At 42.8% G+C, this 26,957-nt stretch carries 43 protein-coding genes, 1 tRNA gene and 1 pseudogene; 39 read left to right on the top strand and 6 right to left on the bottom strand.

The annotated features are described in order from the left end of the window. Positions 1–85: 85 nt before the first annotated feature. Entirely contained in the window at positions 86–1,237 is a 1,152-nt protein-coding gene (locus tag ABUE36_RS10660) for a tyrosine-type recombinase/integrase (protein ID WP_421016736.1), read from the bottom strand. Between the two features lie 266 nt (positions 1,238–1,503). Here ABUE36_RS10660 and ABUE36_RS10655 point away from each other — a divergent pair, with 266 nt between their 5' ends. Further along, on the top strand, positions 1,504–1,698 hold the full coding sequence (locus ABUE36_RS10655; protein ID WP_287707293.1) for a hypothetical protein: 195 nt from the start codon (positions 1,504–1,506) through the stop codon (positions 1,696–1,698). Positions 1,699–2,161: 463 nt separating this feature from the next. Here ABUE36_RS10655 and ABUE36_RS10650 read toward each other — a convergent pair whose 3' ends face one another. Genes ABUE36_RS10650 through ABUE36_RS10635 form a run of 4 tightly spaced genes read right to left on the bottom strand, consistent with a single transcriptional unit; the run spans position 2,162 to position 4,223 of the window. Beyond that, complete coding sequence (locus ABUE36_RS10650) at positions 2,162–2,809, bottom strand: hypothetical protein (protein WP_421016735.1); 648 nt, start codon at positions 2,807–2,809, stop codon at positions 2,162–2,164. 22 nt (positions 2,810–2,831) lie between these two features. Then, complete coding sequence (locus ABUE36_RS10645) at positions 2,832–3,542, bottom strand: SHOCT domain-containing protein (protein ID WP_421016734.1); 711 nt, start codon at positions 3,540–3,542, stop codon at positions 2,832–2,834. A 57-nt stretch (positions 3,543–3,599) separates the two neighbouring features. Further along, complete coding sequence (locus ABUE36_RS10640; RefSeq protein ID WP_161000790.1) at positions 3,600–3,878, bottom strand: hypothetical protein; 279 nt, start codon at positions 3,876–3,878, stop codon at positions 3,600–3,602. Positions 3,879–3,887: 9 nt separating this feature from the next. Further along, positions 3,888–4,223, bottom strand: a complete 336-nt coding sequence (locus ABUE36_RS10635) for a helix-turn-helix domain-containing protein (RefSeq protein ID WP_186337554.1) — start codon at positions 4,221–4,223, stop codon at positions 3,888–3,890. Positions 4,224–4,663: 440 nt separating this feature from the next. Here ABUE36_RS10635 and ABUE36_RS10630 point away from each other — a divergent pair, with 440 nt between their 5' ends. The 4 genes from ABUE36_RS10630 to ABUE36_RS10615 are packed head-to-tail and all read left to right on the top strand — an operon-like array spanning position 4,664 to position 6,130. After that, a complete protein-coding gene (locus tag ABUE36_RS10630; protein WP_421016733.1) occupies positions 4,664–5,404 on the top strand; it encodes a BRO family protein in 741 nt (246 codons plus the stop codon). Between the two features lie 41 nt (positions 5,405–5,445). Further along, positions 5,446–5,733, top strand: coding sequence for a hypothetical protein (locus ABUE36_RS10625; RefSeq protein ID WP_421016732.1), 288 nt, complete (start codon positions 5,446–5,448; stop codon positions 5,731–5,733). 1 nt (position 5,734) lies between these two features. Next, a complete protein-coding gene (locus ABUE36_RS10620; protein ID WP_421016731.1) occupies positions 5,735–5,908 on the top strand; it encodes a hypothetical protein in 174 nt (57 codons plus the stop codon). Between the two features lie 36 nt (positions 5,909–5,944). Then, the gene (locus ABUE36_RS10615; RefSeq protein ID WP_421016730.1) at positions 5,945–6,130 is read left to right on the top strand and encodes a hypothetical protein; all 186 of its coding nucleotides are present in this window, start codon (positions 5,945–5,947) and stop codon (positions 6,128–6,130) included. Here the strand turns inward: ABUE36_RS10615 and ABUE36_RS10610 are convergent. After that, the gene (locus ABUE36_RS10610; protein ID WP_421016729.1) at positions 6,127–6,816 is read right to left on the bottom strand and encodes a hypothetical protein; all 690 of its coding nucleotides are present in this window, start codon (positions 6,814–6,816) and stop codon (positions 6,127–6,129) included. The two genes, ABUE36_RS10615 and ABUE36_RS10610, sit on opposite strands and share 4 nt — an antisense overlap. Before the next feature lie 191 nt (positions 6,817–7,007). Here ABUE36_RS10610 and ABUE36_RS10605 point away from each other — a divergent pair, with 191 nt between their 5' ends. The 34 genes and pseudogenes from ABUE36_RS10605 to ABUE36_RS10440 all read left to right on the top strand — a co-directional run bounded on the left by ABUE36_RS10605 (position 7,008) and on the right by ABUE36_RS10440 (position 26,957). Further along, on the top strand, positions 7,008–7,238 hold the full coding sequence (locus tag ABUE36_RS10605) for a hypothetical protein (protein WP_421016728.1): 231 nt from the start codon (positions 7,008–7,010) through the stop codon (positions 7,236–7,238). Next, positions 7,231–7,563 carry a hypothetical protein gene (locus ABUE36_RS10600; RefSeq protein ID WP_421016727.1) on the top strand — a complete coding sequence of 111 codons (333 nt, stop codon included), beginning with the start codon at positions 7,231–7,233 and terminating at the stop codon, positions 7,561–7,563. The genes ABUE36_RS10605 and ABUE36_RS10600 overlap by 8 nt, the downstream gene beginning before the upstream one ends. Further along, positions 7,563–8,606, top strand: coding sequence for a recombinase RecT (locus tag ABUE36_RS10595; protein ID WP_421016726.1), 1,044 nt, complete (start codon positions 7,563–7,565; stop codon positions 8,604–8,606). The genes ABUE36_RS10600 and ABUE36_RS10595 overlap by 1 nt, the downstream gene beginning before the upstream one ends. Beyond that, positions 8,587–9,393, top strand: a complete 807-nt coding sequence (locus ABUE36_RS10590; protein WP_421016725.1) for a PD-(D/E)XK nuclease-like domain-containing protein — start codon at positions 8,587–8,589, stop codon at positions 9,391–9,393. The genes ABUE36_RS10595 and ABUE36_RS10590 overlap by 20 nt, the downstream gene beginning before the upstream one ends. 11 nt (positions 9,394–9,404) lie before the next feature. Continuing rightward, the gene (locus ABUE36_RS10585) at positions 9,405–10,190 is read left to right on the top strand and encodes a DnaD domain protein (protein ID WP_421016724.1); all 786 of its coding nucleotides are present in this window, start codon (positions 9,405–9,407) and stop codon (positions 10,188–10,190) included. 12 nt (positions 10,191–10,202) lie between these two features. After that, on the top strand, positions 10,203–11,063 hold the full coding sequence (locus ABUE36_RS10580; RefSeq protein WP_421016723.1) for an ATP-binding protein: 861 nt from the start codon (positions 10,203–10,205) through the stop codon (positions 11,061–11,063). A 2-nt stretch (positions 11,064–11,065) separates the two neighbouring features. Beyond that, entirely contained in the window at positions 11,066–11,290 is a 225-nt protein-coding gene (locus ABUE36_RS10575) for a hypothetical protein (RefSeq protein WP_421016722.1), read from the top strand. Positions 11,291–11,292: 2 nt separating this feature from the next. Next, a complete protein-coding gene (locus ABUE36_RS10570; RefSeq protein WP_421016721.1) occupies positions 11,293–11,742 on the top strand; it encodes a hypothetical protein in 450 nt (149 codons plus the stop codon). 84 nt (positions 11,743–11,826) lie between these two features. Next, positions 11,827–12,123, top strand: a complete 297-nt coding sequence (locus ABUE36_RS10565) for a hypothetical protein (protein ID WP_421016720.1) — start codon at positions 11,827–11,829, stop codon at positions 12,121–12,123. Next, complete coding sequence (locus ABUE36_RS10560; RefSeq protein WP_421016719.1) at positions 12,120–12,608, top strand: DNA N-6-adenine-methyltransferase; 489 nt, start codon at positions 12,120–12,122, stop codon at positions 12,606–12,608. Before ABUE36_RS10565 ends, ABUE36_RS10560 begins: the two co-directional genes overlap by 4 nt. Continuing rightward, complete coding sequence (locus ABUE36_RS10555; protein ID WP_421016718.1) at positions 12,601–13,050, top strand: YopX family protein; 450 nt, start codon at positions 12,601–12,603, stop codon at positions 13,048–13,050. The genes ABUE36_RS10560 and ABUE36_RS10555 overlap by 8 nt, the downstream gene beginning before the upstream one ends. Continuing rightward, a complete protein-coding gene (locus ABUE36_RS10550; RefSeq protein WP_421016717.1) occupies positions 13,040–13,594 on the top strand; it encodes an HNH endonuclease in 555 nt (184 codons plus the stop codon). Before ABUE36_RS10555 ends, ABUE36_RS10550 begins: the two co-directional genes overlap by 11 nt. Positions 13,595–13,757: 163 nt before the next feature. After that, positions 13,758–13,829, top strand: a pseudogene (locus ABUE36_RS10545) (endonuclease); the annotation flags it as partial. Between the two features lie 15 nt (positions 13,830–13,844). Beyond that, positions 13,845–14,348, top strand: coding sequence for a DUF1642 domain-containing protein (locus tag ABUE36_RS10540; RefSeq protein WP_421016716.1), 504 nt, complete (start codon positions 13,845–13,847; stop codon positions 14,346–14,348). Beyond that, on the top strand, positions 14,302–14,430 hold the full coding sequence (locus ABUE36_RS10535) for an NUMOD4 domain-containing protein (protein ID WP_421016715.1): 129 nt from the start codon (positions 14,302–14,304) through the stop codon (positions 14,428–14,430). Before ABUE36_RS10540 ends, ABUE36_RS10535 begins: the two co-directional genes overlap by 47 nt. Positions 14,431–14,673: 243 nt before the next feature. Further along, complete coding sequence (locus ABUE36_RS10530; RefSeq protein ID WP_421016714.1) at positions 14,674–14,952, top strand: hypothetical protein; 279 nt, start codon at positions 14,674–14,676, stop codon at positions 14,950–14,952. Between the two features lie 82 nt (positions 14,953–15,034). Then, positions 15,035–15,526: a DUF1064 domain-containing protein gene (locus ABUE36_RS10525; protein WP_421016713.1), complete on the top strand. Its 492-nt coding sequence runs from the start codon at positions 15,035–15,037 to the stop codon at positions 15,524–15,526. Beyond that, positions 15,523–15,792: a hypothetical protein gene (locus ABUE36_RS10520; protein WP_421016712.1), complete on the top strand. Its 270-nt coding sequence runs from the start codon at positions 15,523–15,525 to the stop codon at positions 15,790–15,792. Before ABUE36_RS10525 ends, ABUE36_RS10520 begins: the two co-directional genes overlap by 4 nt. Positions 15,793–16,030: 238 nt before the next feature. Then, positions 16,031–16,450: an ArpU family phage packaging/lysis transcriptional regulator gene (locus ABUE36_RS10515; protein WP_421016711.1), complete on the top strand. Its 420-nt coding sequence runs from the start codon at positions 16,031–16,033 to the stop codon at positions 16,448–16,450. A 210-nt stretch (positions 16,451–16,660) separates the two neighbouring features. Next, positions 16,661–16,795, top strand: a tRNA-Ile gene (locus tag ABUE36_RS10510). 268 nt (positions 16,796–17,063) lie between these two features. Then, the gene (locus tag ABUE36_RS10505; RefSeq protein ID WP_178942791.1) at positions 17,064–17,354 is read left to right on the top strand and encodes a hypothetical protein; all 291 of its coding nucleotides are present in this window, start codon (positions 17,064–17,066) and stop codon (positions 17,352–17,354) included. Positions 17,355–17,384: 30 nt separating this feature from the next. Continuing rightward, positions 17,385–17,876 carry a terminase small subunit gene (locus ABUE36_RS10500; RefSeq protein ID WP_178942790.1) on the top strand — a complete coding sequence of 164 codons (492 nt, stop codon included), beginning with the start codon at positions 17,385–17,387 and terminating at the stop codon, positions 17,874–17,876. Further along, the gene (locus tag ABUE36_RS10495) at positions 17,869–19,152 is read left to right on the top strand and encodes a PBSX family phage terminase large subunit (protein ID WP_421016710.1); all 1,284 of its coding nucleotides are present in this window, start codon (positions 17,869–17,871) and stop codon (positions 19,150–19,152) included. The genes ABUE36_RS10500 and ABUE36_RS10495 overlap by 8 nt, the downstream gene beginning before the upstream one ends. Before the next feature lie 7 nt (positions 19,153–19,159). Next, complete coding sequence (locus tag ABUE36_RS10490) at positions 19,160–20,899, top strand: phage portal protein (RefSeq protein ID WP_421016709.1); 1,740 nt, start codon at positions 19,160–19,162, stop codon at positions 20,897–20,899. After that, a complete protein-coding gene (locus tag ABUE36_RS10485) occupies positions 20,899–21,810 on the top strand; it encodes a minor capsid protein (protein ID WP_421016708.1) in 912 nt (303 codons plus the stop codon). Before ABUE36_RS10490 ends, ABUE36_RS10485 begins: the two co-directional genes overlap by 1 nt. A gap of 108 nt (positions 21,811–21,918) precedes the next feature. After that, complete coding sequence (locus ABUE36_RS10480; RefSeq protein WP_421016707.1) at positions 21,919–22,575, top strand: DUF4355 domain-containing protein; 657 nt, start codon at positions 21,919–21,921, stop codon at positions 22,573–22,575. Between the two features lie 13 nt (positions 22,576–22,588). Continuing rightward, positions 22,589–22,960 (top strand): hypothetical protein, encoded by a 372-nt coding sequence (locus ABUE36_RS10475; protein WP_421016706.1) that lies wholly within the window; start codon positions 22,589–22,591, stop codon positions 22,958–22,960. 14 nt (positions 22,961–22,974) lie between these two features. Beyond that, on the top strand, positions 22,975–24,078 hold the full coding sequence (locus ABUE36_RS10470; protein ID WP_421016705.1) for a major capsid protein: 1,104 nt from the start codon (positions 22,975–22,977) through the stop codon (positions 24,076–24,078). A gap of 16 nt (positions 24,079–24,094) precedes the next feature. After that, the gene (locus ABUE36_RS10465; protein WP_421016704.1) at positions 24,095–24,463 is read left to right on the top strand and encodes a phage head-tail connector protein; all 369 of its coding nucleotides are present in this window, start codon (positions 24,095–24,097) and stop codon (positions 24,461–24,463) included. Continuing rightward, the gene (locus ABUE36_RS10460) at positions 24,460–24,804 is read left to right on the top strand and encodes a hypothetical protein (protein ID WP_421016703.1); all 345 of its coding nucleotides are present in this window, start codon (positions 24,460–24,462) and stop codon (positions 24,802–24,804) included. The genes ABUE36_RS10465 and ABUE36_RS10460 overlap by 4 nt, the downstream gene beginning before the upstream one ends. Continuing rightward, the gene (locus tag ABUE36_RS10455; RefSeq protein WP_178942780.1) at positions 24,794–25,279 is read left to right on the top strand and encodes a hypothetical protein; all 486 of its coding nucleotides are present in this window, start codon (positions 24,794–24,796) and stop codon (positions 25,277–25,279) included. Before ABUE36_RS10460 ends, ABUE36_RS10455 begins: the two co-directional genes overlap by 11 nt. A 1-nt stretch (position 25,280) precedes the next feature. Further along, entirely contained in the window at positions 25,281–25,676 is a 396-nt protein-coding gene (locus ABUE36_RS10450) for a hypothetical protein (protein ID WP_421016702.1), read from the top strand. Positions 25,677–25,720: 44 nt separating this feature from the next. Further along, on the top strand, positions 25,721–26,401 hold the full coding sequence (locus ABUE36_RS10445; protein WP_421016701.1) for a hypothetical protein: 681 nt from the start codon (positions 25,721–25,723) through the stop codon (positions 26,399–26,401). Between the two features lie 28 nt (positions 26,402–26,429). Further along, positions 26,430–26,957 (top strand): tail assembly chaperone, encoded by a 528-nt coding sequence (locus ABUE36_RS10440; RefSeq protein ID WP_421016700.1) that lies wholly within the window; start codon positions 26,430–26,432, stop codon positions 26,955–26,957.

Below are 26,957 nucleotides of genomic sequence, written 5' to 3'. Positions count from 1 at the left end.
TTCCGTACACGTCTTAAACTCATTGATACCAGTGCTTTACAGCCGCCTTATTTTGAAAAAGCAACGAGTTAGCAACGAGCTACGCTTAGTCGTTGCCGAGAACTTGGTTTTCCATGAAGTTAGTTCTCATCTGTTGGCCTTGCTTAATCAGGTCATCAGTTTCAATTACATAGTATCTTTGTAACGTATCCACAGAGTGCCCTAGATAGTTTGCAATGAACTTAGGATCAATCTGTGCAAGTGTCATTAAAGTGGCTTGTGTGCGTCGCCAACCATGTGAGGTGATACGTGTGATGCCGATATCCTTACACTTACGTTCAAGAAACTTATTGACTGATGTTGGGTTGATAGGTGTGTTAGTACCTTGAATATCTGTGAAGAGGTAAGAGTACGGGCTGAAATTCACTACTTTACGACCCACAAACTGCCGCTGTTGCCATTTTCGGTAGTAACTAAGGTAATTAACCAGCAGAGGTTCTACAATGATTGTGCGCGGCTTTGTGTGGTCTTTTAGATGAATTCTTTTTCGTGTTAGTGAATAGTCATACTGTCCATCTATCAAGATTGTGTGATGTTTAAAATCTATCTTTGACCATTCAAGGCCTAAAGCTTCACCAATACGTACTCCAGTAAAGGCTTGCAGCAAGCACAGATACTTTGAGGCACAGTCATCAGACTGTTCAACGGCAGTCAGTAGTCGTTTGAATTCATCAAGCGTTAAGACCTTTTGCTTAGGGTGTATTGCTGACTGAACTTCTTCAACGCCAGCAAACTTGGCACCGATACAAGGATTCTTGAAAATGACGCCTTCATCAACAGCTGTGTTCATCATAGCTTTAAAAGAATTGTGCATGGATCGCACCGTTTGATGGGAGTAGTTATTAGCTTCTGTGTTGAGCCACAACTGATAGTTTCCTTTAGTGATTTCGTCCATGTGTTTGTATGGCGTGAAAAACTTTAAAGCGTGTTTCATATCAACACTAATTCGGTTGATAGTTTTCTGTTCAACGAATGGACGTTTATACAAGTCAATCCAATGGGGGATGTATTTACCAAGGGTAATGCTCTGAGAAGATTTGCCGATGTTAGCGTTGGCCAGTATATCAGCCTGCCATGCACGAGCATTAGTGGACGTATCAAATGTTTTTGTTTTACTGGTCCATTCTCCTGTTACAATGTCCTTATAGCGAGCGACAACTCGCCAACGACCATTCTTTAATTTTTTTGGTTTTGACATAATTCTCTGTCTCCTTTGTGAAGACAGTGGTACTTTGGCAGATTCAGTTACCCTAATAGCGGTTAGGGTAGGTTGGTACTTTCGGCATCACTCCTTTCAGTGATATAATAAAAACATCGCGGAGACATAAGCGCTCCACCAAAATAAGACTCATTGAGTCTTTCATAGTCAGCACACTCTCAAAACTTTGGTCGGGGATGAGGGTGTGCTTTTATTGTGCTCGGTGTATAATCGCCTGTAATGATTGAAGAAGTAGGAGGTGCACTATGGTTCGTTATAAAGCCGTTAAACGTCCAATCGTCGTTGATGCTTACCAAACAACCAAACCAATGGATATAAAAACTCTAGAAGGAACCATGCATGCTAATATCGGTGATTGGATTATTACTGGAAACAAAGGCGAGCAGTGGCCCGTGCGAAAAGATATCTTTGAAGAAACATATCAGTTAATTCAAGACTGATTTATTTTGGAAAAACCGTTACTTGATTGGCAATTGGCTCTGATCTCTTGTCAAAGGCTTGATCAATGTAGTTGTTTGGATTGTCTTTAAAGTCATCCCATCTGACTAGTACACAATATCTGTCATCTTCTGACCACGAACAACCATCTCTCAATTATAAGTTGAGCGCTCTAACCAACTAAGCTACGGGTCTGTGTTGCACATCCGAAAGGGTGTGCTTTTTATTTGGTCTGCTTTAAGAACGGGTCTTGTCCATTGTGGTAGTGTCTGTAGATCAAGTCATAGATACCAGCAATAATAGCAACGACTAGCACGACTGCAGACGGGTGATGAATGAGCCATGAGCCACCAGAGGCCACTAAAACAATTGGTATTAGAATCCAGACCCATTTAGTAAAGAATTTATAAGTGGCCCAGCAAAAGATGATTGCTAATAAAAGCAACATGCTATTTATCTCCCAACTTAGTAACCAAAGTCTGTGTCATCATCAGTGTCAGCGTTTGCTTCGACTTCGCTATCAGCGTCTTTGCCTTTTTGCGTCTCAGTTCCATCTGGGTTTAAGTAGCCGTCTTGAATTTCTTCTTCATCTTGGCCTTTAACCCATGAATCAGAGTTACCATAAACATCGTCGCCTGCTGCATGATCCTGCCCAGGCAATAACGGGTTTCCTTTAGGATCAACACCCTTTTGCATATTGATTTGACTCTGTGTTAGTTGCTGACTAGGTTGCTGTGCAGTTGTCTGTGATTGCTGAGTTTGTGGTTTGGCTGTAGCCGTGCTTGAAGCTTGTGAGGCCGCAGTTGAACTAGCTTCTGTTTGAGTAGATGATTGGGCTGCAGCAACAGAACTAGATTCGGCATTGCTCTGCGATTGAGCGGCTGCCTTAGAGTTAGACTCAGCCTCCTTACTAGCTTTATCTTTGCTTTCTGAAATTGATTCTGAATTGGCCTTAGCAATCGATTCTTGCTTAGCTTTCTTTTGCTTTTCAGACTTGGTAACTCGTGTTTTAGAGTTTGAACTGCTACTTGAACTTTTAGAACTGCTATTACCACAGGCCGTTAGTAGTAGTGCACTTAACACTGTTATCCCTAATGTAATTGATTTCTTCATGATATCCCCCAGATATTGTTGATTACAAATTTAGAAGTTGTTTCTTCTTTGCATCAAATTCTTCTTGCGTAATTGCACCAGAATCGAGCAGTGATTTGTATTTAGAAATTTTATCAGTGGCGTCCAAAGGTGGCACGTCTACACCATTATTATTTTTTTGGCTAGTTGCAGCTGGTTCTATAGCTTTCGAATCATCATTTTCCGTTTTGCTAAAAAACTGTTGAACATCATAGTCAGTAGCTAGGTAGTTTTTCTTGAGTTCATTAGCTGAAGAACTGTTGACTTTATTAACTGCAATGACAATTTCTTTTTTAGAGTCGGTTTCAACAAGATGGAGTAGAGCTGTTGAGTCTTTTTCTGTTGTGGTTACCTTTTTCTTACCACTTGCCCCAATCATGGCGCCAGTTGCTCCTAACAGTGCACCACCTAAAAATGCCGAGCCGCCTTTACCGGATATTTGTGAATTAAATTGAGCCTGAAATTCAATTCCAGTCATCAGATAACGTTTTTTATCAGGGTTCCCACTAAAGTAGACTGTTTTATTTGGCGTAACAACGATTGATTGTAGAGACTGTGGCGCATTGATTTTTCTTATGTCTGATAAATCGACCTTAATATCTTTGAAGCTTGATCCTTCGGGCATTTCATCACGAACTTTTTTATGGCGTTTGTGTGTATATATTCCTTGAGCAATTAACCAACCAACAAAAATTAATAATAGCAGTGTAATCATATTATTTTCCCCTAGAATGATGTCAGCTTTTAGCGTCTTCAGTATTTGGACAGAGTGTTATTTGAACATTGTTTTGTATTTTTCTTGGGCCTCAAACATAGCCCATTTTTCGGCACGAAGTGTTGCCATGTACCGGACGTTACTAAGGTCACCAGTATCGTTTTCATAATGTGAGGCCTCATGAAGAGCAGTTTTTAGCCAGTCAAGATCGTTTTGCAGTACATTTATGTATACGTCTTTTCCCTCGATATGACCGTGATATGCAGGGTTATTAACTTCAACACCCCAAAATCTTAAGTCTGGATACATATCTTCAATACGTTCAAGATCGTTCATAAAATCACCTTACAGTCGTTTGCGAAATTTCATGGCCTGTTTAACCATTTCGATAATGGCATCCCGCTCTTCATTAGAAACGTCTGGATCAATCGAGTAGGCTATGAGTTTTTGATTGTTGGTCATCGCATCTATATCTTTGCTCTGCTTGTCGTCCATTCCTAATAGGTAGTCTGTAGATACATCAAAGTATTTTGCAATAGCAGTAACTTTATCGGAACTCGCCTTACCAGTCTTCCAAGTTGATATTATTCCATTTGAAAAATTCAAATCTCGTTCGACCTGGGCAAGACTTATGTGATGTATATCTGCAAGGCCTTTAATGCGTTGATACAAAGTGTTCATGTGAGCCTCCGAAAATATTTTGTGTTTTTCCATTGACTCCGAAAATTATCGGTGCTATTATTACCTTGTGCTTGAGGGAGCATATAGAAAATATAGACATCTATTAATTAACGGAAGCCGATAGAACAGCCGTTTAAAGGCTTATTTGTTATGTGTTAATAATAGAATATGTTCGGTGAATCGTCAATAGACATCTATATTTTTCTTCGAATAAATTTTATGGAGGTGAAGTGCATGTCTGTATACACGGTAGTTCGAAGGCTTGCGGGTGAAAAAAATACGAGTATTCGAAAAATAGAGCAAGACCTCGAACTGTCAAATGGTCGTCTTAGTACGTGGGATCATCACATGCCTGCAGCTGACAGCTTACAGGATGTCGCGAGTTATTTAGGGGTTACATCGAGTTTTATTCTGGATGAGGCAAGAAAGGAGAAATCAAAATGAACGAATTAATGAATTTCGTGTTTGAAGGTTCAGACATTCGAACTTCTTTAATAAAGGACGAGGCCGTTTTTGTTGGCAAGGATGTAGCAGAAGTCTTGGGATATTCAAATCCCTTAAAGGCAATTCGAGATCACGTTGATGTCGAGGATAAAGGGGTGAACGAAATGGACACCCCTGGTGGAATCCAGAAAATGATTGTTATTAATGAGTCTGGTGTCTACTCCTTAGTGTTCGGTAGCAAGCTTCCGTCAGCCAAGCGGTTCAAGCATTGGGTGACTAGCATGGTTCTTCCCACCATTCGTGAGCAGGGGATGTACATGGAACCAGCAAAGGTTGAGCAATTGCTGAGCAACCCTGACACGATGATTGAGGTTCTGACACGGTACAAAGAATCGCAAGCAGAGGTTCAGCAGTTGAATGAAGAAAAGCGGTTGATGCAGCCGAAAGTTGACTACTTCGACGACTTGGTTGAACGAAACCTGTTAACTAACTTTCGAGATACTGCCAAGGAATTACACATTGGTCAGAAGGCATTCATCAACTGGTTACTTGAACACAAATACGTGTATCGAAACAACGGACGCAACAAGCAGCTAAAGCACTACGCAAAGTACGACCATGACTTGTTTGAATATCGTGAATCAGTAAGTGAATGGACAGACAAGACGTTCATTCAGACTCTCATCACACCAAAAGGGCGTGCAACTTTTAAATTATTGCTGGAGCAAGGTGCCTAACTTGAACTTAGTCAGCAACAAATATTAAGGCAGTGATGATTATGACAGATTCAGTAGATTCAATTATTGATGCAAAAGTGAAGATTGGTGTTGCTAAAGAAATAGCGGTCTTTAAGCAACGCATTCCATATCTTCGTGCTTGCATCAGCACCAAACAAGCAATGGAAGTCACAAATTATTCAGATAGTGCCACGTTCTTGAAGAAGTTCACGACGGATCCAGAAGTTATTCAATTACGCCTATTCAAGAAAGAGGCTAACGGATATCACTGGCTCAATCCTGAGTGGTCACAGTGGTACCACGATGTCTACATGAAACGAGGTAACTAGTATGACAGTCACATACGAGTTAACAGGATTCATCTTGTGGTCAGCTGCAATTTATCTGGCTGGCTACGGCACACGTTATGTACAAATCAATCGTCGCACGATGTTTGACCACTGGAAGAGGCTTCATCCGATACAAACGTTGAAACACGATTTACAAGAGTTTCAGGACAAATAAAAAAGCCAGCCTAATGGCTGACGGGGAGGGAAAAATATGGAGCATCCAAGTAAGGAAGAAGTAATGGCAAAAATACAAGAAAACGATCCCGACAAAGTCGAAGTTGTCAAAATGATTCATATAGTAACACGCAAAGGTGATGGTTCTATGGGCAACTTAGTTAGATACATTCATCACTACTACGACATGGATGGCAAAAAGGTTTTTGAGTACGGAGACTAATTGCGCTTGTATGGGGCGTTTTCAATCCATAATTTTGTATCGATTTTTTCAACTACAAAACTCAAATAACGTTTCATAAGTTCCAGCTCGTATTTTTCATCAAAATCGTCTGGATGATCCCAGTGAGCGTAATCGTCACCACGGTCTCTAACGACGTCACCGGCCTTTAAAACATCATCATCCTTGAAGTATTTATCCAAGGTTCTGTAAAGGTTACGATGGGCTACCTTTTGCTTCGTGTCTTCGGTATCTTCGCTAATAGGGTGTTTAAAAGCATAGTCCTTGACTAGTATTTCCATTGCGGCTCTATATCCGATACCAGCTATGGTTAAATCACCTCGTTGCTCGGAACGATACGCTTGATTAAAAACCGAAACAAATCGTGGAGAAAAGGATTCGATTTGTTCAGAAAATTTTTGACTAGAAGTATTGGGATAAACGGTCAAAAGATGAAGTTTTGTTGATTGTTCTGAACTGCCTTGCTGGATTGTGAAATGGAATTGCTTACACAAAGGGCATTGATGAGAAAAATAATAAACATTTCCGTCTGAAAATGCTTGCATAGTTTGCCTGAGATTAGTGGGGTTATTACCAGCTCCGCACCGAGGACAAAATTTAGGGATTTGAATTTCAACACTTGCCGGAGTTGAGTAGCCGGTTTCTGCACGAGTAGTTATTAGTTCCATTATGATGCCTCCAAATATTTATCGTTATTATCTCACACGAAGGAAGGCGACACCATCAACGAAAAGTTAGCACTAGCAGGTTTACAGACTATGCAGCCACACAAAAAGGCCGATTGGAGCTGGCACTCCAATCGACCGCTTAGAAATAAATTATTCGACAACATTATCTATCAGAAAGGCAGGGAACGCAAATGGCATCCACATCAGGATTGACTGTTGAGCAGCTTCATCAGATTGAAAAAGGTGTGCTAGACGATGTATTCACCATTCTTAAACATCAACGTGAGCCACTGATTCAGATGCAACGTGAAGGCGGATTGATGACTGGTAGCTCAGCAACCGCACTAGCAACTATCAATGCTAGTAAGAAGCAACTCGGTTTATATAAGCAAAAAATATTGGGAGGTAAAAAGCATGACTAATGCACGTGACTTACAGAACCACATGGTTGGTGATCCAGTCGATAACCGTGTTGAGTTTGGCACTGATTATAAAGGAGATATGACGTACACGTATCAGAAGGTTTGGATGTATCACGGTGATTTGATTGCTGACGAAGATGTCGATAAGTGGCTATACACGTTGACCGTTGAACACGACAACATCATTGACTTAGTTAGCACGCTTATCGAGGATAACTCGGCTGCTGATGTGTTCGACTGGTTAACGTCTGATAACTACGTAGACAGCAACACAATTTTGGAATCAATTGGTGCGACTGTGGCAAATGAAGGGGATGCGGCTTAATGGCAAACGAATTAGTCACACAAGTAAGTAATCAAATTATTGAAATGCAGCAGCACCAAGGCTTGTCGTTGCCACAAAACTACTCAGTTGGTAATGCGTTAAATGCCGCATGGTTGATTCTGGATGATTCGTCAGCTGGTCAGTCAATCTTACAGAAATGTGATCGAGGCACAGTGGCAAAAGCTTTGCTGGATATGGCAATTCAAGGCCTTTCACCAGCAAAGAACCAGTGTTACTTCATCCCATACGGTAAGACGTGTACGTTAACTCGTTCTTACATGGGTTCAATGGCTGTTGTTAAGCGACTACACGGTGTTAAGAACATTGAGGCGTATGTAGTTCGTCAAGGTAACGATTTTGAAGTTGGTGCTGATGGTGACCAACTCGTAGTTACAAAGTGGCAAGTGCACGTTGATGACCTCGATAAACCTATCACACACGCCGTCTGTGTCATTGAAAAGGACGACGGTACAAAGTCATTCACCATCATGACAAAGAAGCAGATTGATGTCTCATGGTCTCATGCACGAACTACAAAAGTGCAAAAAGAGTATCCAGACGAAATGGCTAAGCGGACGGTGATTAACCGAGCGGCTAAGTTGTTCATCAATACGAGTGACGACAGCGACTTGTTTGTTCAGGCAGTCAATGACACGACTTCTGATGAATACGATAACGATAACCGTAAGGATGTTACACCAGCAGCCGAATCTAAGGATACACAGGACTTGCTGAATAACTTTCAATCAAGCACTCAGTCACAACAATCATCGACGGTTAGTCAATCATCACAACCAGCAAGCACAGCGACGTCGGCTGAAAAGTCATCCAGCCTAAGTGCTGAATCGGCAGTGACTAGCAAGGCTGCTAAGCCGTCATCAACCGCTGAGGATATTATCAACGGCTTTGAACAGAGCCAATCATCAAAGGGGGCTGACACAGTTGACGAAGACGGACACAACGTTGTCATCGACCATGAAGACGAAGAACCAGACGTCCACCAAGGCGACATCTTCAACCAGCATGATAACCCTCAATCATAAAAACTATTACGACCATGACACGGACTTTCAGTACATGTCACCGTCAGTATTCAAACAGATGATGTCGTGTGAAGCCGCTGAACTAGCACTGCTAAAAGGTGACTACGAACAGTCGAACAAAGACGCACTGCTGGTTGGTAACTTCGTTCATTCGTTCTTTGAGAGCAAGGAAGCCCATCAAGCATTCATTGATGCACACCCAGAAATTATCAGCACTCGTGGCGCTAGCAAAGGTCACCTAAAAGCTAACTTCAAAGTTGGCGAGCAGATGATTGACCGCCTCTGTGATGAGCAATTGTTCACCAACATGGACAGCACCTGTAAGCATGAGGTCATTATGACTGGCAAGCTGTTTGGCTACAACTGGAAAGGCAAGATTGATGCACTGAACGTTGAGCAAGGCTTCTTCATGGACTATAAGACGGTTGACGACATTCGCAAACGTTCATGGTCAGACAAGTACCGTGGCATGGTTGACTTTGTTAGAGCACGTGACTATTTACCGCAAATGTGGGTTTACAGCCAACTGCTGGAACAGAAGTATGGCAAGCCGTTCAAATGTTTCATCTGGGCGGTTAGTAAGCAAACACCAAGCGATGTTGAACTTATCAATCCAAGTTCAGTCTGGTTAGAACCAGAAGAGTTTTGGATCAAAGAGCACATCGACCACATTGAACAGGTCATGAACGGTGAAGTTGCACCAACGGCTTGCGGACACTGTGAGTATTGCCGTGAGCACAAGACAATTACGTCAGCGATCGATGTTGGCGAGATTCTAGCAGAGTAGGAGGACGTTAAATGGCGCAACGAAGAATGTTTAACAAAGTAATTACGGACTCTGACCCTTTTCTGGATATGCCCGCTACTTCGCAAGTTCTGTACTTTCATCTCAATATGCACGCAGATGATGACGGGTTCATTGGTAATACTAAAAGCATTATGAGAATGCTTGGGTCAAGCGACGATGATTTGAAATTGTTAATAGCCAAGCAGTTCATCATCCCGTTTGATTCTGGGGTAACTGTTATAAGGGACTGGCGATTGCATAACTATATTCGAAAGGATCGTTATCAGAAAACATTGTTTAAGGCAGAACAAGAGCAACTGATTGCTGATGAAAAGGGAGTATATTCCCTTTCTGACGGGGATTTAACGGATAGATCAATTGATGGTCAACCATCTGGCAACCACATGGCAACCCAGGTTAGGTTAGGTAAGGTTAGGTTAGGTAAGGATAAAGAGATAGATGATGATAGAAAACGTGTTTTTGATTTCTTTGAGCAGAACGGTTTCGGACAAATAACAGCGTTTCAAATTGAAAATATGAATGCAGAACTTAATGACTTTGCTAATGCTGGTTCTTCAGAACCTGGTCAAATGGTCATTGAGGGGATGAAGGCTGCACTCAATAGTAATTCTCGTAGATGGAAGTATGCGGCCACAACTCTACATGATTGGTTAGATCATCACGTTCTTACCATTAAGGATTTAGAAGCCTATAACAAGGCTCACGATGCACGCTGGAAGCCTAATAGTCAGCCGCCTGTAAAGCCAAAAGACCCATCGCATAACCTTCCGTACTAGGGGGAAAGGAATATGAGAAAAGATGATTTTAAAGGCATAGGTGACAACTTCGACGTTGACAACGCAGCCAGTATTTTGAAAGAAAAAGGCATCGACATGCCCACTGATGACTTAGCCATGACAATGATGGATAAGGATAGCAAGGAATACCAAGACTGGTGGGACAAGCGTCAGTTGAAAGCTGATTTGTGGGCGACCAATGAGTGGCTTAAAAACAAAAAGCGTGACTTCTTGCTAAAAGGGTCTGTCTATTCTGAGCACGGTGTTCTTGATCATACATTTGACGAACACAAACCCGCAAAAGGGACGCCGGAAAGAATTGCCTACGCAAAGGCTATGGGGATTGCCTACCGAATTGGCACTAAGCACGAAAAGTTCAATGCAATGTTAACTGGATTGCCTGGTCGTGGAAAAACGTATCTGGCGGTCTCAATACTTAACTACATTCATGAGAACGCTAATCCACGTTTGAGTTGCATGTTCGTTTCTGTGGCAAAAATGAGCAGCTGGGAACTACGCGCTGTGAAGTCTAATGACCAGACTGAACAAGACAAGGTCAACAACTTAGAGAAACGTTGTGCAATGGTCGATGTTCTTGTATTGGACGACCTTGGATCGGAGTCAGTGTTTGACAACAGTAAACGAGAAAAGGTTGCAAGTGATTACACGCAAAAATGGTTGTTCAGAATTGCCGAGGCACGTATTGGCATGACGACCATTATCACAACTAATTTGAATGGTGATAAGCAGACACAGGTATATGACGGTAAGATTGTAAGCCGATTGATGACAAGAAATCCAGACAACGTTGTGACGTTTGATAACGTCGAAGATCACCGTAACCAACCAACACAAACCGGATTGGAAGTGTAGCAATGACCACGACGCAGTTTGACAAGGAGATAAGCCGTTTCTTTCGAATCGTACAAGAAAGCGGAGTTAATCCTGAAAGGGAAACGATTGCACTAGAGCTGTTCATGAACCTGATTACTTACGAGTTCGGCTACCTACAAGATGCTGTTTTCACTCACGAAGTACAGGCAACCAGCGACAGCACGTTTGATAGTTTCACGATGCGGATTCAACGAAAGGACAGTTGACTATGCGGCAATTACGAATCAAAAATTGGCCGGTTAATACTGAAATGCATTTCAACAAAAAGGGTCAGTTAAAAATCCGTCATTACTTTAATAGACGTGGAAACCCAATCGAAAGTCTGCGTGGAAAACGAGACTCACATGGCAGAACTCGATTTGATATAGAGAGTCATTGGCATTTTGGTGAGGCACAAATTGGGCATGACGACCTGCTACAGCTATCTGGGTGGATAAAAAGATGGCTGGCAGGCGATGCTACCGACAGTTTTATCATTAGCGATCAGGCAGAAATGGTTAGCAGCGAGCACGATAACTATGCAACGTTAAGTCTTCACAGATGGAAGCGTGCAGATATTAACCTGTCTCACGGTCAGATGGCTCATTTACGTAACTGGATAGAATATCGGATTGATGATTATAGGAATGAGAAGGCGACAGCACATGAAAATAGTTAGTTTGCAGCGTGTTCGTGTTCTAAACTGGTCGATTTCGACCGGTTTAGAATCCATTGCCGAGTACGCACCGGATGAGGAGGGAAAATGAAGTATGTAAGAGTGACGCCGATTGAAGCTGAACGATTTGATGGTTCAAAAGAAATGATTAAAAAGTTTTCAATCAATGATGAACTTGTTGATTTTATAGGTGGTGACCAGCACTTACCTGTTGATCATCAATTTCAGATAATTTTCAACTACAGCATTAGTACTTTGGAAGGCCAAATGTATTTTGGAATTGGTGATTACATTGCAACCGGTATTGATGGTGAACATTGGCCGATTGAAAAAAGTGTATTTGAGCGGACGTATCGACCTGTTGAGGATGGTGACGAGAAATGAACAATAAACAAAAATTACCGAATGATGTACAGGCTGCTGATCACAATTTAAGTACGCTGAACGATCACTTGTTTGACGAGTTAGACCGTTTAGGAGACGAGAATTTGACAGAAGCAGAAATCGTAAAAGAAACTGCGCGCACCGACAACAGCAAATGTGTTAATTTCATTAGTCCAGAGCAAGATTCGTTGTCAACAAATTGGGCTAATATCAAGGGCAATCTTTTTTTGAACCCGCCATATGGCAGAGACCTACGCAAATGGGTTAAAAAGGCTTATGAAAGTTCATTAAACCATGACGGGAACATTGTTCTTCTAATCCCGTCAAGGACTGATACAAGTTATTGGCATGACTTTATATTTAACAAAGCAGATATTGAATTTATTCGTGGAAGGCTAAAGTTTGAAGTGAATGGGGTTGCAGGGAATCCGGCACCGTTTCCGTCAGCACTAGTTATTTACAAAGGAGATGGCGGCGATGATTAAGTTTAGAGGTATTCCGCTGGAAGATGCCAGCGGAATTGATGAAGTTGACTTTGATGGAACATTTGTCTACGGGGACTATGTCAAGTATGGCGATGGCGCAGTAATTAATGGCGATGTATTAGAAGCAAGTGAGGACGGACTTTGGCAGTCTTGGTGGGTTTCGGTAGACCCTAAGACAGTCGAACAGTTTACCGGATTGACAGACGTGAACGGAAAGGATATCTATATTGGGGATATTGTAAAAGCATGGCCCGATATGAGTGAATTAGTAATGGAGCCAACTGTTAATGAAATCACTTCGGAAGATTTGTTTAAGAGACCAGGTGTGTTTTTAAGGCCAGTGGGTCCGCATTTAATTGAACCTTGCCTGTATGACTCTTGGGGTAAACAATTTGAAGTTATTGGGAACGTACATACGGATGGTGATTTGATTGACAGTTAAAATTCAAAGAAAAATAAAATGGATTAACGATTGTAATTGTGAAGTTGATGAATTTCTTTTAACAGAGGCCTCTTTGTGGAAATCTAAAAAGCCTATGACATCTGTTAAGCACATTTATAAGTACGGAAACTATGCCGCAGTAACAATAGATGGAGTAAAAATCCATGTTCATAGGCTATTGATGGAATATGAAGTACTTAATAATATTCCTAGAGGATTCTGCATTCACCATCTTGATGGAAATAAGATGAATGATTCGATTGATAATTTAGCAATTATGATTGCAGGAGCACACAATAGCCATCATATGAAAGGCCATATAACAACAGATAAGCAAATAGAAACGACTGTAAAAGCCAATCATCAGCGGAAAGGTATGAGAATTCGTCGTACAGTTAACGTCCCTTTGGATGAATTAGAAGAATTTTTAAAAGATGGTAAAAGTATTAACTGGATTTCGCATTACTATGAATGTGATTGGAGCACCATTAAACGAAGAATACAAGAAAATCCGGAATTGTTGGAGGATAAACATGAAAGTTAAATATATTTGGAATGAATCTTGTACAAGTGACGATTTTGAAAGAGAAATAAACGAATTTATAAAAGGCAAAAACATTGTTGATATTAAGTTCCACCCAACACGTGGTGGTGATGGTGTTCCAATGCTATTTGCACTAGTAATTTATGAGGTTGATGCTAAGCAGCAGGCAATCAAAGACGCACAGAGCATCAGGGACTATTCAGATCAGGCTGTGAAGTCAGTCAGTGCTAAATAAACTGGAGGAAGAAAAATGAGTGAAGAAAAACTGTACGCGGTAAAGAACGATGAAGGGAAATACCGGGAACTAAGCAGCGTGTTTAGCTCGACCACAAATAGTAAAGACCAGGCTAAACTAGTGGCTGATAAGTATGGTGGCCACGTTGTCACTTTGATTGAGGAACCTGAAAAGGTAGTGCTAACCAAGGAACAAGCAAAAATCATTGAAAAGGCGCATAACGATAAGCTTCCGGCTTGCTATATTTCTAGCAAATCTGATGACGAAGAACTGTTGATGAAAGCTTACGTAAACGGCTACACCGTGGCAAAGGAAAAGAAATACAATGTGAAGGTGCCGAAAAAATGGTGTGGTGACGATAAATACTATTGGACGAAGGAACAAGAGGGGACACTGACATGGGCGTCGTGGTTATTCAACAAAGGCTACATGATACGCGCCCAGCAGTTCACCGAGACTGAAATAGAGTATTATGGCCTGCAGGACTGCGAGAAAGTCTGGTGTGATAGCGATGACTGAGGAATGGAGACCAGTAGTTGGATTTGAAGGCTGGTATGAGGTGTCAAGAAAAAGCACGGTTGCTTATTCTGGATTGTTGTAATCATCTTAGTTGGTGCCATTCTTGGCGGCATGATGTAAGGAGGAAATCACATGCAGCACAAAAGAAAACGGATGATTAACCGTATGTGGCTGGAGCGTTACCACGCTTACAGTTTACGACAAGCAAGAGTTGGTAACTTTTTAGTCCAAGGAACGGACGCAGAGATTAGACGCTATAAGCGAGCTGGCAACAGCAATCACAGACGTGGTCACGTTATCAAAGTAGCGGAAGGGAGATCAACTTATGGAAACCAACGCAGTAAAAGTCCGATTCTTCAAAAAAGAGTACGGACGGATAGCACGGGGGCTAGGCGACCACAAATTTCTATACTCCTTGCCCAGTAACGTTAAAGATCGGCACGAGCTTCACACTGGTTCGGTAGTCGCTGTCAACAACCATTATGGTATTACTGAGGCAGCAGTTATTGTGGAATTTCTATATTCGAAGCATGTTGACGATTTTAAACAGGTTATGGGTAACTACCATTCAGACTATTACGGTGAGATGGAAGAAGACGAATGAACGATATAAATAAAATGTTAATCGTATTAGTGCTTGCTATCATGGTTATATCTGATTACAAAAACGGAGGCGGGCCGAAATCATGAACTCACCAACAGCGCTGAACAAACGTGGCACCAAGATTGAAAAATGGGGACAGAAGTTTGATAGCCAAAAGGAGCTAGATTTCTACGAGCGTTTCATTCTCAAACAGGTTGACCCTAAACATGTATCTGTCCACCCTAAATTCGTACTGGCTAAGAAAAAAGTTGTGCAACAAGGAGCCACAATTAATAGCATTCGTTACACACCAGACTTTATTATCTATGACGATTTTATGCATATCCTGCACGTCTATGACGTTAAAAACTCATTTGGAATATATGGCATTGATAATGGCAATCGCATTACTTTCCGATTATTCGCTATGCACACAGGCGTACCAGTTGAAGCAGTAGTGGTTCGTAAACACGACTTCAAAGCCGCATGTATCGGTGTGACAAAGCAACTTAATCTAACTGGCAAGGCTAAGACACCAAAGCCAATCATCAGAAATGACGTATTTTATAACTGGATGGAGGCGACCAACTATTGACTAGTAGAAAGGTATTAACGCCAATCGAGCATGAACGTTGTCGCAAGGCCTACTTTGATTTTCTGGCCGGTGGTTTGAAGGATCACGATAACGATATATGGCGAACAATCATGTGGGCCAGCAATAAGTTTATGAGAATGAGTGCAGGACACACAAACGATGAACAGTATTATCTCGTTTCAGCAATTAACGAATTAAGCACGGCCGAAAAGAATCAAGTGATCCATGAATTGACGATGAGCGACTCAATGTGGCATACGAGCTAATTAGAACGTGTTTGACAAGGTTTAAATCATTATGTAAGTAAATACACCAAGTGAAAATAGAAGCCCTTAAAGGGCACGACAGGAGCGTATAGACATGGCACAAGAATTAAAGGACAACAGTATCAAGATCAGCTTAATATAAGTCTTGGTCAATCTGCCAACTAGGCACACAAAAAGCCGCATCCCCAAGGACACGGCCATTCCAAACTATTTGCTCGACAACTCATTATAGCAAAGGATGGCGGGGAATGTGAATGAGGATGCGGTGATTGAGGCTTCAAAGCACGAACTAAGTAAGTGTGGCAAGCTGATGCGTGCAGCAGGTAAACGAATGTCAGAACTAAAGTCACCAGTATTCGATGCACAGCCTAAGTCGCCATCGTACAGCAATCATGTAGAAGAGCGAATGGCTAAGAGGTTAGATGCAGAGAATGAGCTGAGGGACATTCTATTGGCGATTCAGCTTTGCGACAATAAGAGTAAGCAAGTGTTATTCGATTTGTATGTTGATCCTGCCGAGTATTCTGATGTGGAAGTGATGGCTCACCTTGGTTATCAATCTTCACGGTATGCTTTCTACAAACGACGAGCGTTGCTCAGATTCGCAGAAGGATACAAACAAGGCGAGATTTACGAACAGCTAAAAACATTGGCATAAAATCGGAAGGTTGTTGGCATACTGTCGTAATCACAGATTGGTTTCAGGTGTTATATTGGTAACATCAAATAACTAAGTAATAAGTGCCGTGGCTGGGGAGCTTGAATTAGGTGGTTCGAATCCGCCACACGGCATTGAGATTATCAAAGTAGAGCAGGGAGTATCTATTCCGATTAAATGGTGAAACCTGTTTGAAATGATAACTCATTAGGGGGCATAGCTCAGTGTGTTATCTACGAGATGCGAAACTAGCCTAATCAGCTAGCAAAGCAAATCTATTGGGATAGCCGGTAGAGCGCATGAATGATAATCATGAGGTCGGTGGTTCGAGTCCACTTGTTCCCGTTGGCAAATGCCAAACAAAACAATGAAAAGAGGTGAGAGGTACTCCTCTCTTAATTTTTGTTGTTAACATTGACGACCGCTCACTCACAGAGCGGTTTTTATTTTGGGGCAGTGATGAAACAGACTAAGTACGGATACATAACCCGCGAAGAGGCCAAGATTGATGGTGATCTTGAGCGTTGGTTGAAACATAAGAAGCACAATGTGCGTCGTCCAAATGGGCGGCGTTTTTCTAGTGCAAGCAAAACGAGAACATGGAGGACTGACAATGCAATTACCAAAGAACGTAAACGTTCTAGGAGTTAAGTACAAAGTTAAATTGCAAAGCAGACTGATTGAAAATGATGAATCGTTGCTTGGCATGACTGACTTTCCTAACGACACAATTTGGTTGCGTAAAGGCATGGATGTACAACGAACGCAGCAAACATTAATACATGAGCTTGTTCATGCAATGTTGTATGAGGTTGGTAACGAGGATTACAACAGTGAAAGTCTTGTGAACCCGTTAGGCAATGTGATGTATCAAGTTATTAAGGACAACAAGCTAATCAAATGATGTTAATCATAGAAAGTGTGGTGAGATATTATGGCGAAATTAACTGAAAAGCAGCAAAAGTTTGCAGACGAGTATTTGCAAACCTTGAACGCAGCCGACGCATATCGTAAGGCTGGATATGCGGCAAAAACGAATGCAACGCAGCGTGCGGCTGCTAGTCGTCTGTTAACCAATGTTAACGTGTCGGAGTATCTCTCCACTCGCCTCAATGAACTCAAATTGAACGAGAAAATGAGTCAAGAAGAGGTCATTGAACGACTGACTAACATTGCTCGTGGCACACCAACCACTACTGTGTTTAGGCGGATTGATAAGACAAAACATGATGACGACGGTAATCCTGTGATTGAGTACGATACCGAGACCACAGTAGCTCCGGACACAGGCTCCCAGCTTCAGGCGTTAGAGGATTTGGGTAAGTACTACAAGTTGTTTACTGAGCGTCAGGAAATCAATGCACGTGTTGGTCCAGTGACGATCACTGATGATATCCCAAAACAAGGCGATGATGGGGATGGCTAAACTAAGCCAACTTATCGCGCCTTCTTTTTATGGATTGCATCAGGACGTTAAGCATCACAAACATTCAAATTACTGGTTGAAAGGTGGACGTGGTTCAACTAAGTCATCATTTGTCTCATTGGAGATTGTGCTTGGCTTAATGGTTGATCCTGATGCCAACGCCGTTGTGTTACGTAAAGTTTTCGGTACCATGCGCGAGTCCGTTTATGACCAGTATCTGTGGGCTATCGACGCATTAGAGGTTAGTCACTTGTGGGCAACGTCAACAAGTCCATTGCAACTAACGTACATCCCCACTGGTCAGCAAATACGGTTTAAGGGTGCTGACAAGCCAAAGAAGATTAAGTCACAGAAGTTTCGTCATGGGTTTACTAAGTATAAGCATTACGAAGAAGCTGATGAATTTGTAGGAACGTCTGAAATCCGGAGTATTAACCAATCGCTTAACCGTGGCGGTTCGGGAATTATTACGTTTTACACCTACAATCCACCGGCAAGCCAAAATAACTGGGTCAATCAGGCAGTAACACACGAGAAGTTTCGTAAAGACACGCTGGTGCATAGTTCAGACTACTTGTCCGTGAATCCTAAGTGGTTGGGTAAAGAGTTCATAGCGGATGCTGAACAGCTTAAAAAGGACAATCCAAAGGCTTATGATCACGAATATCTTGGCGAAGTCACTGGTACGGGTGCTGAAGTATTTACAAATTTGGATTTACGTGAAATATCTGATGATGAGATTGCTAATTTCGACCATGTTAAGCAGGGACTAGACTACGGATTCGCACATGACCCAATTGCCTATATGTTGGAGAATTATGACCCAACACGTAGAGTTTTGTATATCTACAATGAGATTTATCAGGTGGGGATGACGAACCGTGAAGCAGTTGCCGCCATTCAAAAGTTAAATCCGATGAACGACCAGATTATCTCTGACCGTGAACCAAGAACAATTGCAGAGTTTAACGACTTGGGTTTGAACGTTGTCGGTGCAATCAAAGGGCCAGGTTCACGTGACCATAACTACAAGTGGTTACAGGACTTACGACAAATTGTGATTGACCCGATTCGCTGCCCGAATGCTGCACGGGAGTTTAGTGGCTATGAGCTAGCACGGGATAGCAATGGCAACTTTAAGGCCGGGTATCCAGATGGTAATGACCACACGATTGATTCAACTGCTTATGCGTTGAACAACGATATTGACCGAATCAAACCAAACACGGTGAGTCATGCACAACAGGCCGCCGCATTAAGAAATTTAGGAATCTAGGTGAATTATGGCAAATGATACGAATGCACCATCTACGATGCAACCTTGGTCGTTTTACCCCAAGAATGCAGACGTGAAGATGTTAAATGGTCCACGGTTTGACCAAGATGCCAACCGAACGTTTAAGATTGATGCCAATAAGTTTGCACAAGTAAAAGATGATCCAGACGCTTTAGGGGATGTCGTGAGTCGATTTATTAATCGTCACTACACACATCAACTAAAGCGTATTTTGGCTATGCAACGTTACTATATTGGTGCTAATGACATTAAGTTTTGGAATTCAGGCAAGGCAATTAACCGTGCGGATAACCGGATTGCTAATGAGATGCCGAAATATATTACAAACATGCGGGTTGGGTATACCTTTGGTAATCCAATCCGTTTTCAGTACAACGATGACTCCAATCAGAATGATACTGACAGGGATGCAGTTAACCAGGTTGTTGAAAGTTTTGATAAACGGACGAACGAAGCCTACCACGAAAAGGTCATGAAAAAGAACCTGTCAGTGACTGGACGTGCTTACGAGTTGAGTTATGTCAATAAGGATACTAACGACCCTTACGTCATGGCGTTAGATCCTAGTGAAGCATTTGTTGTCTATGACACGGACCCTGAACAGCATTCACTGTTTGCTGTGCATTATTACTATGTAGAAGACGATGAGACGCCATTGTGGTATGTCGATGTCTATACGGCTGACCACATCATTCACTATCAACCAACCGGTTATCCAAACTCGCAATTAACCTTTGATCCGCAACAAAAAGATAGCCTTGAAGAACATTACTTCGGTGCTGTGCCAGTGACTGAGTACGTCAACAATGACGAGCGGTTGGGTGACTGGGAAGGTGAAATGGATAACTTCGATGCCTATGACAAAGCAATCTCTGAAATGGCGAACAGCGAAGAAGACTTTAGCAACGCAACGTTAGTTATTTCGGGTGAATTTGACTTTGGTACTGATGAAAATGGAAAACCAAAAGTACATCCTGATATTGATTCGTTAAGCAGATATATGTGGTTGAAACCTGCACAAGTTCAAAACGGTACGGGTGGTAACACAGTCGTTCCACCTAAAGCAGAGTATTTGACGAAAGAGCTGCCGATTGACACTTGGAACGCTTATGTGAAGACCTTGTCTGATAACATGCATAAGTTTACGAATTCACCGAATGTGGCAGATGAAAACTTTGCTAGTAATGCGTCTGGTGTGGCGATGTCTTACAAACTGTGGGGTAGCGACCAAGAACGAGCGACCCAACAAGAGCTGTATGCACGTGGTCTTATGCGTCGCTTACGTTTACTGGGAAACTATTGGTACACGCTAGGCAAGATTAAGAGCGCTGACTTGATTGAGAACATCACGCCGGTCTTCACGCCTAACCTGCCGAAGAATGATTCAGAGATTGTCGGTAATGTACAAAAGCTGTCACAGACTGGTGATTTCAGTCAACAAACGCTGTGGGAGATGGCGCAACCAGTTACTGGTATCGATCCCGATGAAGAGCAGTCACGGATGGACGCACAAGCCGATTCTGAACCGAGAGTCACAATGCCGGGTGATTATCCTGACAGCTTTGGGAAACCATCAGAATCAGATAGCATGACGGCAGAATCGGACGGTAACGGGGATGAAACCAATCCTGAACCAACTGGTGTACAGTCCGTTGAACAAGACAAGCAAACAGCCATCTTGCAAGCAATTGCTAATCAGCGAAAGCAACAGGGTGGTGGTAAGTAGTGGAACGTAAAGATGTGTTGAAGCTTGCCAAACAAGTCTACGGTGAGAACGACAAACGTGTCACTGAACTGGCTGATTTGTTCAGCACTGCCAGTAACGACATAACTAACGCTTTGAGCGAGTTTATTGCTGATGAGGTTAATTGGTCGTCACCTGCTCCAAAGTCTCAGATACAAGAGCTGATGGACGATATTGCTAAGGTAGCTGTGAATGCGGCCATGGATGAACGACCTTTTGTAAATCAAACGTTTCGTGATGAACGTATGAAGACATACGGGGATGTTGCCAAGCAAAAGGTTAACCTGATTTTGGTTCAATTGGCACTCGGCGAAAAACAAATTGTCCAGGATAACCTAGACCATGTTGACCGAGCACCAGAAGTTAACCCACAACCCAACAAGCCCGTCTATTCACGTTCTAAGACCGAACATGCAGTGCGCAAGATTGTGGGTGACCATCACCCAGGGTGGCAGGGTACGTCATGGCAAGATCGTATCTATAAAGAAAAATCCGCGTTAATGCGACAGCTAGACGATCAGGTTGATGATGTGTTGAAGAATCATTACAAGCCACAGGACTTTCGTAAGGAGATTGCGGCCAAACTTGATTCATCCGAAAAGCGGTCTGAACGCATTCTACGAACAGAATCTAGTGGTGAATTCTCACGGCGACTGGTTGATGACTTCACACAACGCAGTGTTAAGCGATATAAGATTGAAGCAGCACTATCGGCCAATACCTGTGAAGAGTGCGAAGGATTAGATGGCAAAGAGTTCAGTATGGATGAAGCTAGTGAAGGTGTGACGCTGCCACCGTTTCATCCGAACTGTCAGTGCACGATTATTGAAGTAACTGATGACGATTACAGTGTCGATTTTAGTAAGATGCCAAAATATTATGGATTGAATTAAGACTGTTCAGTGATTGAACGGTCTTTTATTATGCCCTTTCTTCGGCGGCGGGCGTAAAAGAACAGCTGATAGTTATACCACTTAGAAAGTATTCGGGAGGAATTTATTATGTTTACACGATTATTACCAATGAATTTACAGTACTTTGCTGAACCAGCACAGGCCGGTAACGGTGAGGGCAGCAACACCAACGCGTCGAACACTCAATCAAACAATAATGACGGTGAGCATGAAGATGGCAATGGTGGGGATGACTCCGACGGTGCGGACAAGACCTTTAGCCGTAAAGATGTACGTGGCCTAATTTCTAGCGCAATGGATGACTTCAAAAACAAATCATTGCCAGGGTTACTGGAGCAAGCTCGTAAAGACGGTGAGAGCCGTGCCAAGATGACCGAAGAGCAACGTGAATCAGCCGACCAAAAGGCACACCAAGCCGAACTGGATAAGCGTGAAGCTGAATTGAATCGCCGTGAATCAGTCAGTGCAACACGTGACTTATTGGCTAAGAACAGTTTGCCAGAAGACTTTGCAGAAATGCTAACCGACAACGACGCTGACAAACGTTCACGGCATGTTGAGGACTTCGGTAAGGCATTCAACAAGGCAGTTCAAGCAGGTGTCGAGGAACGTTTGAAAGGCAATCGCAATCCAGGTCAATCCGTAAACAATGGTAGCAATCATGACGACACTGAATTCGCCCAAAAATTAGCGAAAGCAACTCATCCGAAGAAGACAGCAAATGACTTCTTTGGCAACAAATAAGGAGGTTTAACTCATGACAGTTAAACATGATTTCATCTCAGAAAATCAAGTTCTGGGAAACGTACAACATAAAGTGGCCTTGCCTGCTTTGATTGGTTCAACTGGTGTAACGGCTGACAACTTTGGCCGCAAAGTAATTCCTGCTGGAACAGTAGTCGGAGGGTCAGCTTCATTCTTAGATGACTCACAAGCTGTGTTATCAGCAGGTCAAGATACTAATGCGCAGGGTGTCTTAGAACATGACGTTGATGTTACTGCTGGTAATTCGACTGGTACCGTGATCATTTTTGGCTTTGTGAATACAGCACGTATTCCGAACGTCACTGTGTCAGATGCTGCTAAAAAGTCACTTGCTGGTAAAGTTACGTTCTTTAACCGGCAATAGGAGGATAAACAGTTATGAATATTTTTGATTTAGTCAACGCTACAAACATTGCAGCGTACTGGGAAACGATTGCCCAAGAACAACAACCCTTTTTAGGTGAAACTTTATTCCCTAATGTTCGTCAGGTGGGGATGGAGATGGATTGGTTAAAGGGTGCTTCTGGCGCGCCAGTTGCATTAGCACCATCTAGCTTTGATTCAAACGTTGTACCACGTGGCCGTAAAGGACTGACCAAACTAACCCAAGACTTGGCATTCTTTAAAGAATCTAAGTATGTGGATGAAAAGTTACGTCAACAATTACTGATGTTGGGTAACAGTGCTGATCAAACATTACGTGACACGATTATTGCCCACATCTTTGACGACGATGTTGAGCTGATTCAGGGTGCCGCATTACGTCGTGAAATGATTCGGATGGAAGCCTTAACGACTGGTGTCGCACATGTTTCTGGCAATGGTGTAGATATGACAATTGATTATGACATGCCAGAAGAAAATATCGGTGCTTCAAAGGTTGCTTGGGGGGATGCAAAAGGCAATCCATTCGATGACTTCACTCGTATTACTGACCAGATTGCGAATAAGACTGGTGCCACGATTAGTCGTGTCTTGATGAACCGTGCAACATGGAACACGTTGGCAAGCAATGACTCAATCAAGTCTACTTTGTTAGCTAATGCTGCAAGTAAGACAAACGTTGTGTTACCTAAGTCCGCTATTATGAGCTACATCTCAGATGAATATGGTTTGGACTTCGCCATCTACGACAAGGGTTACGTGGGTACTGATGGCAAGTTCACGAAGTTTATCCCAGATGGTAAAGCAATCTTTATGCCAGCCGTTGACCTTGGTGAAACCCACTTTGGGACAACGCCTGAAGAGGCTGACCTGTTGGCTTCATCTGCTGCACAAGTTCGTATCGTTGATACTGGTGTTGCGGTTACGACTATGACGAAAGCTGACCCAGTAAACGTTGAAACTAAAGTTTCCATGATGTCCTTACCATCGTTTGAACAAGCTGATTCTGTCTTTATCTTGGACACGACTGCCGGTGCAACACCAGCAACAGATACATCTGGCTCAACAGGTAGCACAACGTCCGGTTCAGGCAAGTAGTTAGCGGAGGTGCACTATGACTGATGATGAACGAAAGGCTCGTATCGAGAGTTTACTTGCCGGCGTGAAGTTGATGCGTGACCTGAAGGATAGTGACACTGAACTTGATGCAAAGTTAACTCTGTATATTGGGGATGCGTTAGACGCTATTGGCATCTTCATCAACAACGTGGATGTACCAACACAACTCGACGGCGTTATTCGTAAGATGGCCGCTGCCAAATTTGTTCAGGAAGGTGCAGAGGGCACGACCGCTACATCAGAAGAAGGCTTGTCCTTCACGTTTTCAGATGATGACATGAAGCCATTTGCCACATTGTTGAACAAGTATGTGGACAATCAGTCTGGTGCTAATCGACTTGGATCGGTGGTGACTTGGGATTGAGGATTGAAAAAATTTATCTACTCAGCAACCAGTCATCAACGCCCACTGGTTCATTGAACCGTAAGAAAACGCCGAAGTTAATTGAAACCATTGCTGATGCACGTATTAATCAAATGGGCGACCAACGACAGATGACAGCATTCGGTAAAGTTTATGCGGATGCTCGCATTGTTCGAGTATCTGGTGAACACTTAGCAGAACGAATCGGTCTGTCAGGAATGGACAGCAAGTCGTTTGAACCTAACTACGCCATTACTAAAATCGCTCATCATCAACACAAGACTGACTTTTATATCGTCGTCGATAAGCAAATAGTCGGAGGTGATCTAAGTGGCAACTAACAATGAACACATTCCGACAGTTCGTTATCGGATGACTGACGACTGGTCGGGTCCGATTAAGAATTTGATGCACACAATGGCATCAGTTGGTTCTGGTGAAGGCGTCGCACGTCTTCAACGCTTGCAATTTGCGATGGACACGAATGCAAAAAAGGTCATTCATGACGCTGGTGTTGCCACTCAGGGTAAAGCACGTGAGATTGAACGCGCTAACGTCGGTGGTAAGAAGTCCGGTTATGTACCAACTGGGAACTTAATGCGCAGTATCGAAGCACACGACAGCTCAAACGGGATGCAAACTGAAATTGCACCGCAAGCCATGTCAAAGAAAGGCTATGAGTACGGTCAGGCAGTCGAGTTTGGTACGAAGAAGATGGCAGCTGAACCTTTCATGAAACCTGCTGGGGATGCAATCGGGAGCAATCTAAATGAAACTGCCCACAAGGCTCTCAAACAGGCCAGTGAGGAGGCTTAACATGGAAGCTATCTATCCAGCCGTGGACTTGATACTAAGCGCACAGCAAGCATTAAAGGGCGTTGATGTGTTAGTTCTATTGCCTAGTGACGATGACGACAATCTGCATTTTCCACAAGTTGATTTAAGTCTTGCTGATAGTGTTGATGTCAGCCAATTGAAGTATGTTAGTCAAAACCAAATCACGTTGACTGCTGACTTGTATGTTGATCATGATTCCTACGGAGATGCACTCAACTTGCAACAGGTTGTTACTGACCGTTTGAAGTCGCTTACTGGGTTGAACTACCCATTTAAAGCAACACATTATTCAAGTCGGATCATCACTGATAATTCACTAGAAGACCGGACACTTTTTCATGTGCCGATACTAGTGGACTATCAAGTTAGTTATTAACTGAGACGCTTAGGCGTCTTTTTATTTTAGAAAGGGGCAGAAATATGCCATCAGGAATTGGAGCAACGACTGAAGTTATCAGTCCTAAATTTGCGGATAAGATTATTTACTTTTACAAGCGTGATAGTTGGCCGAAGTCACGTAAACCAGAAGTTTTAGGGTTACAAGGTGCCAGCTCTGGTACTAACACACGGACGGCCACTAATGTGCAGACTAAGACGGTCACTCTGAAAGCCGTTGGTGCTAAGACACAACAGCGAGTCGTGAACTTGGTCTACACACAAAATGATGGACTATATCACGAATTGAATGACGCTTGGTCTAAAGGCGAAGTTATTCATCTTTGGAAGGTGGACTTTAACACGCTACAGGGAACAACGCCTAATCGTACAGCAGAGGCTGAATACTCACAGTGCCTAGTACCACAGTTGCCAATTACAGAAGGTGTTGGTGCGATTACACAATCCAACACGACATTTGAAGTTCAGGGCGAAGCTGTAGACACGGAAGGTGATAACAGTACACCCGCACGAATTAAAGAAGGCGATTTAGCTGACGGGTCATTTGATGTCATGAGTCAAGCGCTTTACGCATTTAGTCATGGCCAAGATGTTGGTGATAACAGTGCGACAACTCAATTGCCAGATGAATCACAACCAGCTGGTAATACATCAAACACTGGTTCAACGGGCTCGACAACTGGTTCTTCCACAACTGGTAAGTAACTTCTAAACAGGAAAGGATTTTTAAATCATGCAAGCACTAAACATTAACGGTAAATCACTCACACCACGGATTAACTTTCGATTTCGGTCAGTCTTAGGTAAAAAGCTTGGGGATGACAATGACAAGTCAGGCTTTAGCAACTTGATTACGGGTTTGGTTCAATCCGACCCCGATGCTTTACTGTCATTTTATGAAGCTGCCTTAGCTGGTGACCACCCAAGTGACGATGACTTATTTGATGCACTGGACGACCAAGTATTTAAAGACAACGACTCGGAGGATGCGGCTTTCCGTGATGCAGTCAATGCATTAAACAACAGTGGTTTTTTCAAGATCAAGGCCAAAGCTTGGAAGAAACGCAACGAACAATTGCGGACCATCTTGCAAGCACAGTTAGACGCATTGGCCGACAACGATACAGCGGCAGCGGCCAACCAGAAGACGGGCTATCAAGTCGGTCTGGATCAAATCAACGACAGCGAGAACGCCTTCGACAAGATGACGGCACCACAGGAAGCATCGGCAGCGGAGACAACGACCTCTCAAATTGGCTAG

It is taken from the genome of Furfurilactobacillus cerevisiae, from assembly GCF_048961765.1.
GTDB lineage: Bacteria > Bacillota > Bacilli > Lactobacillales > Lactobacillaceae > Furfurilactobacillus > Furfurilactobacillus milii_A.
The sequence above is the reverse complement of the archived record's forward strand: the minus strand, read 5'-3'. Positions and strand labels throughout refer to the sequence as shown.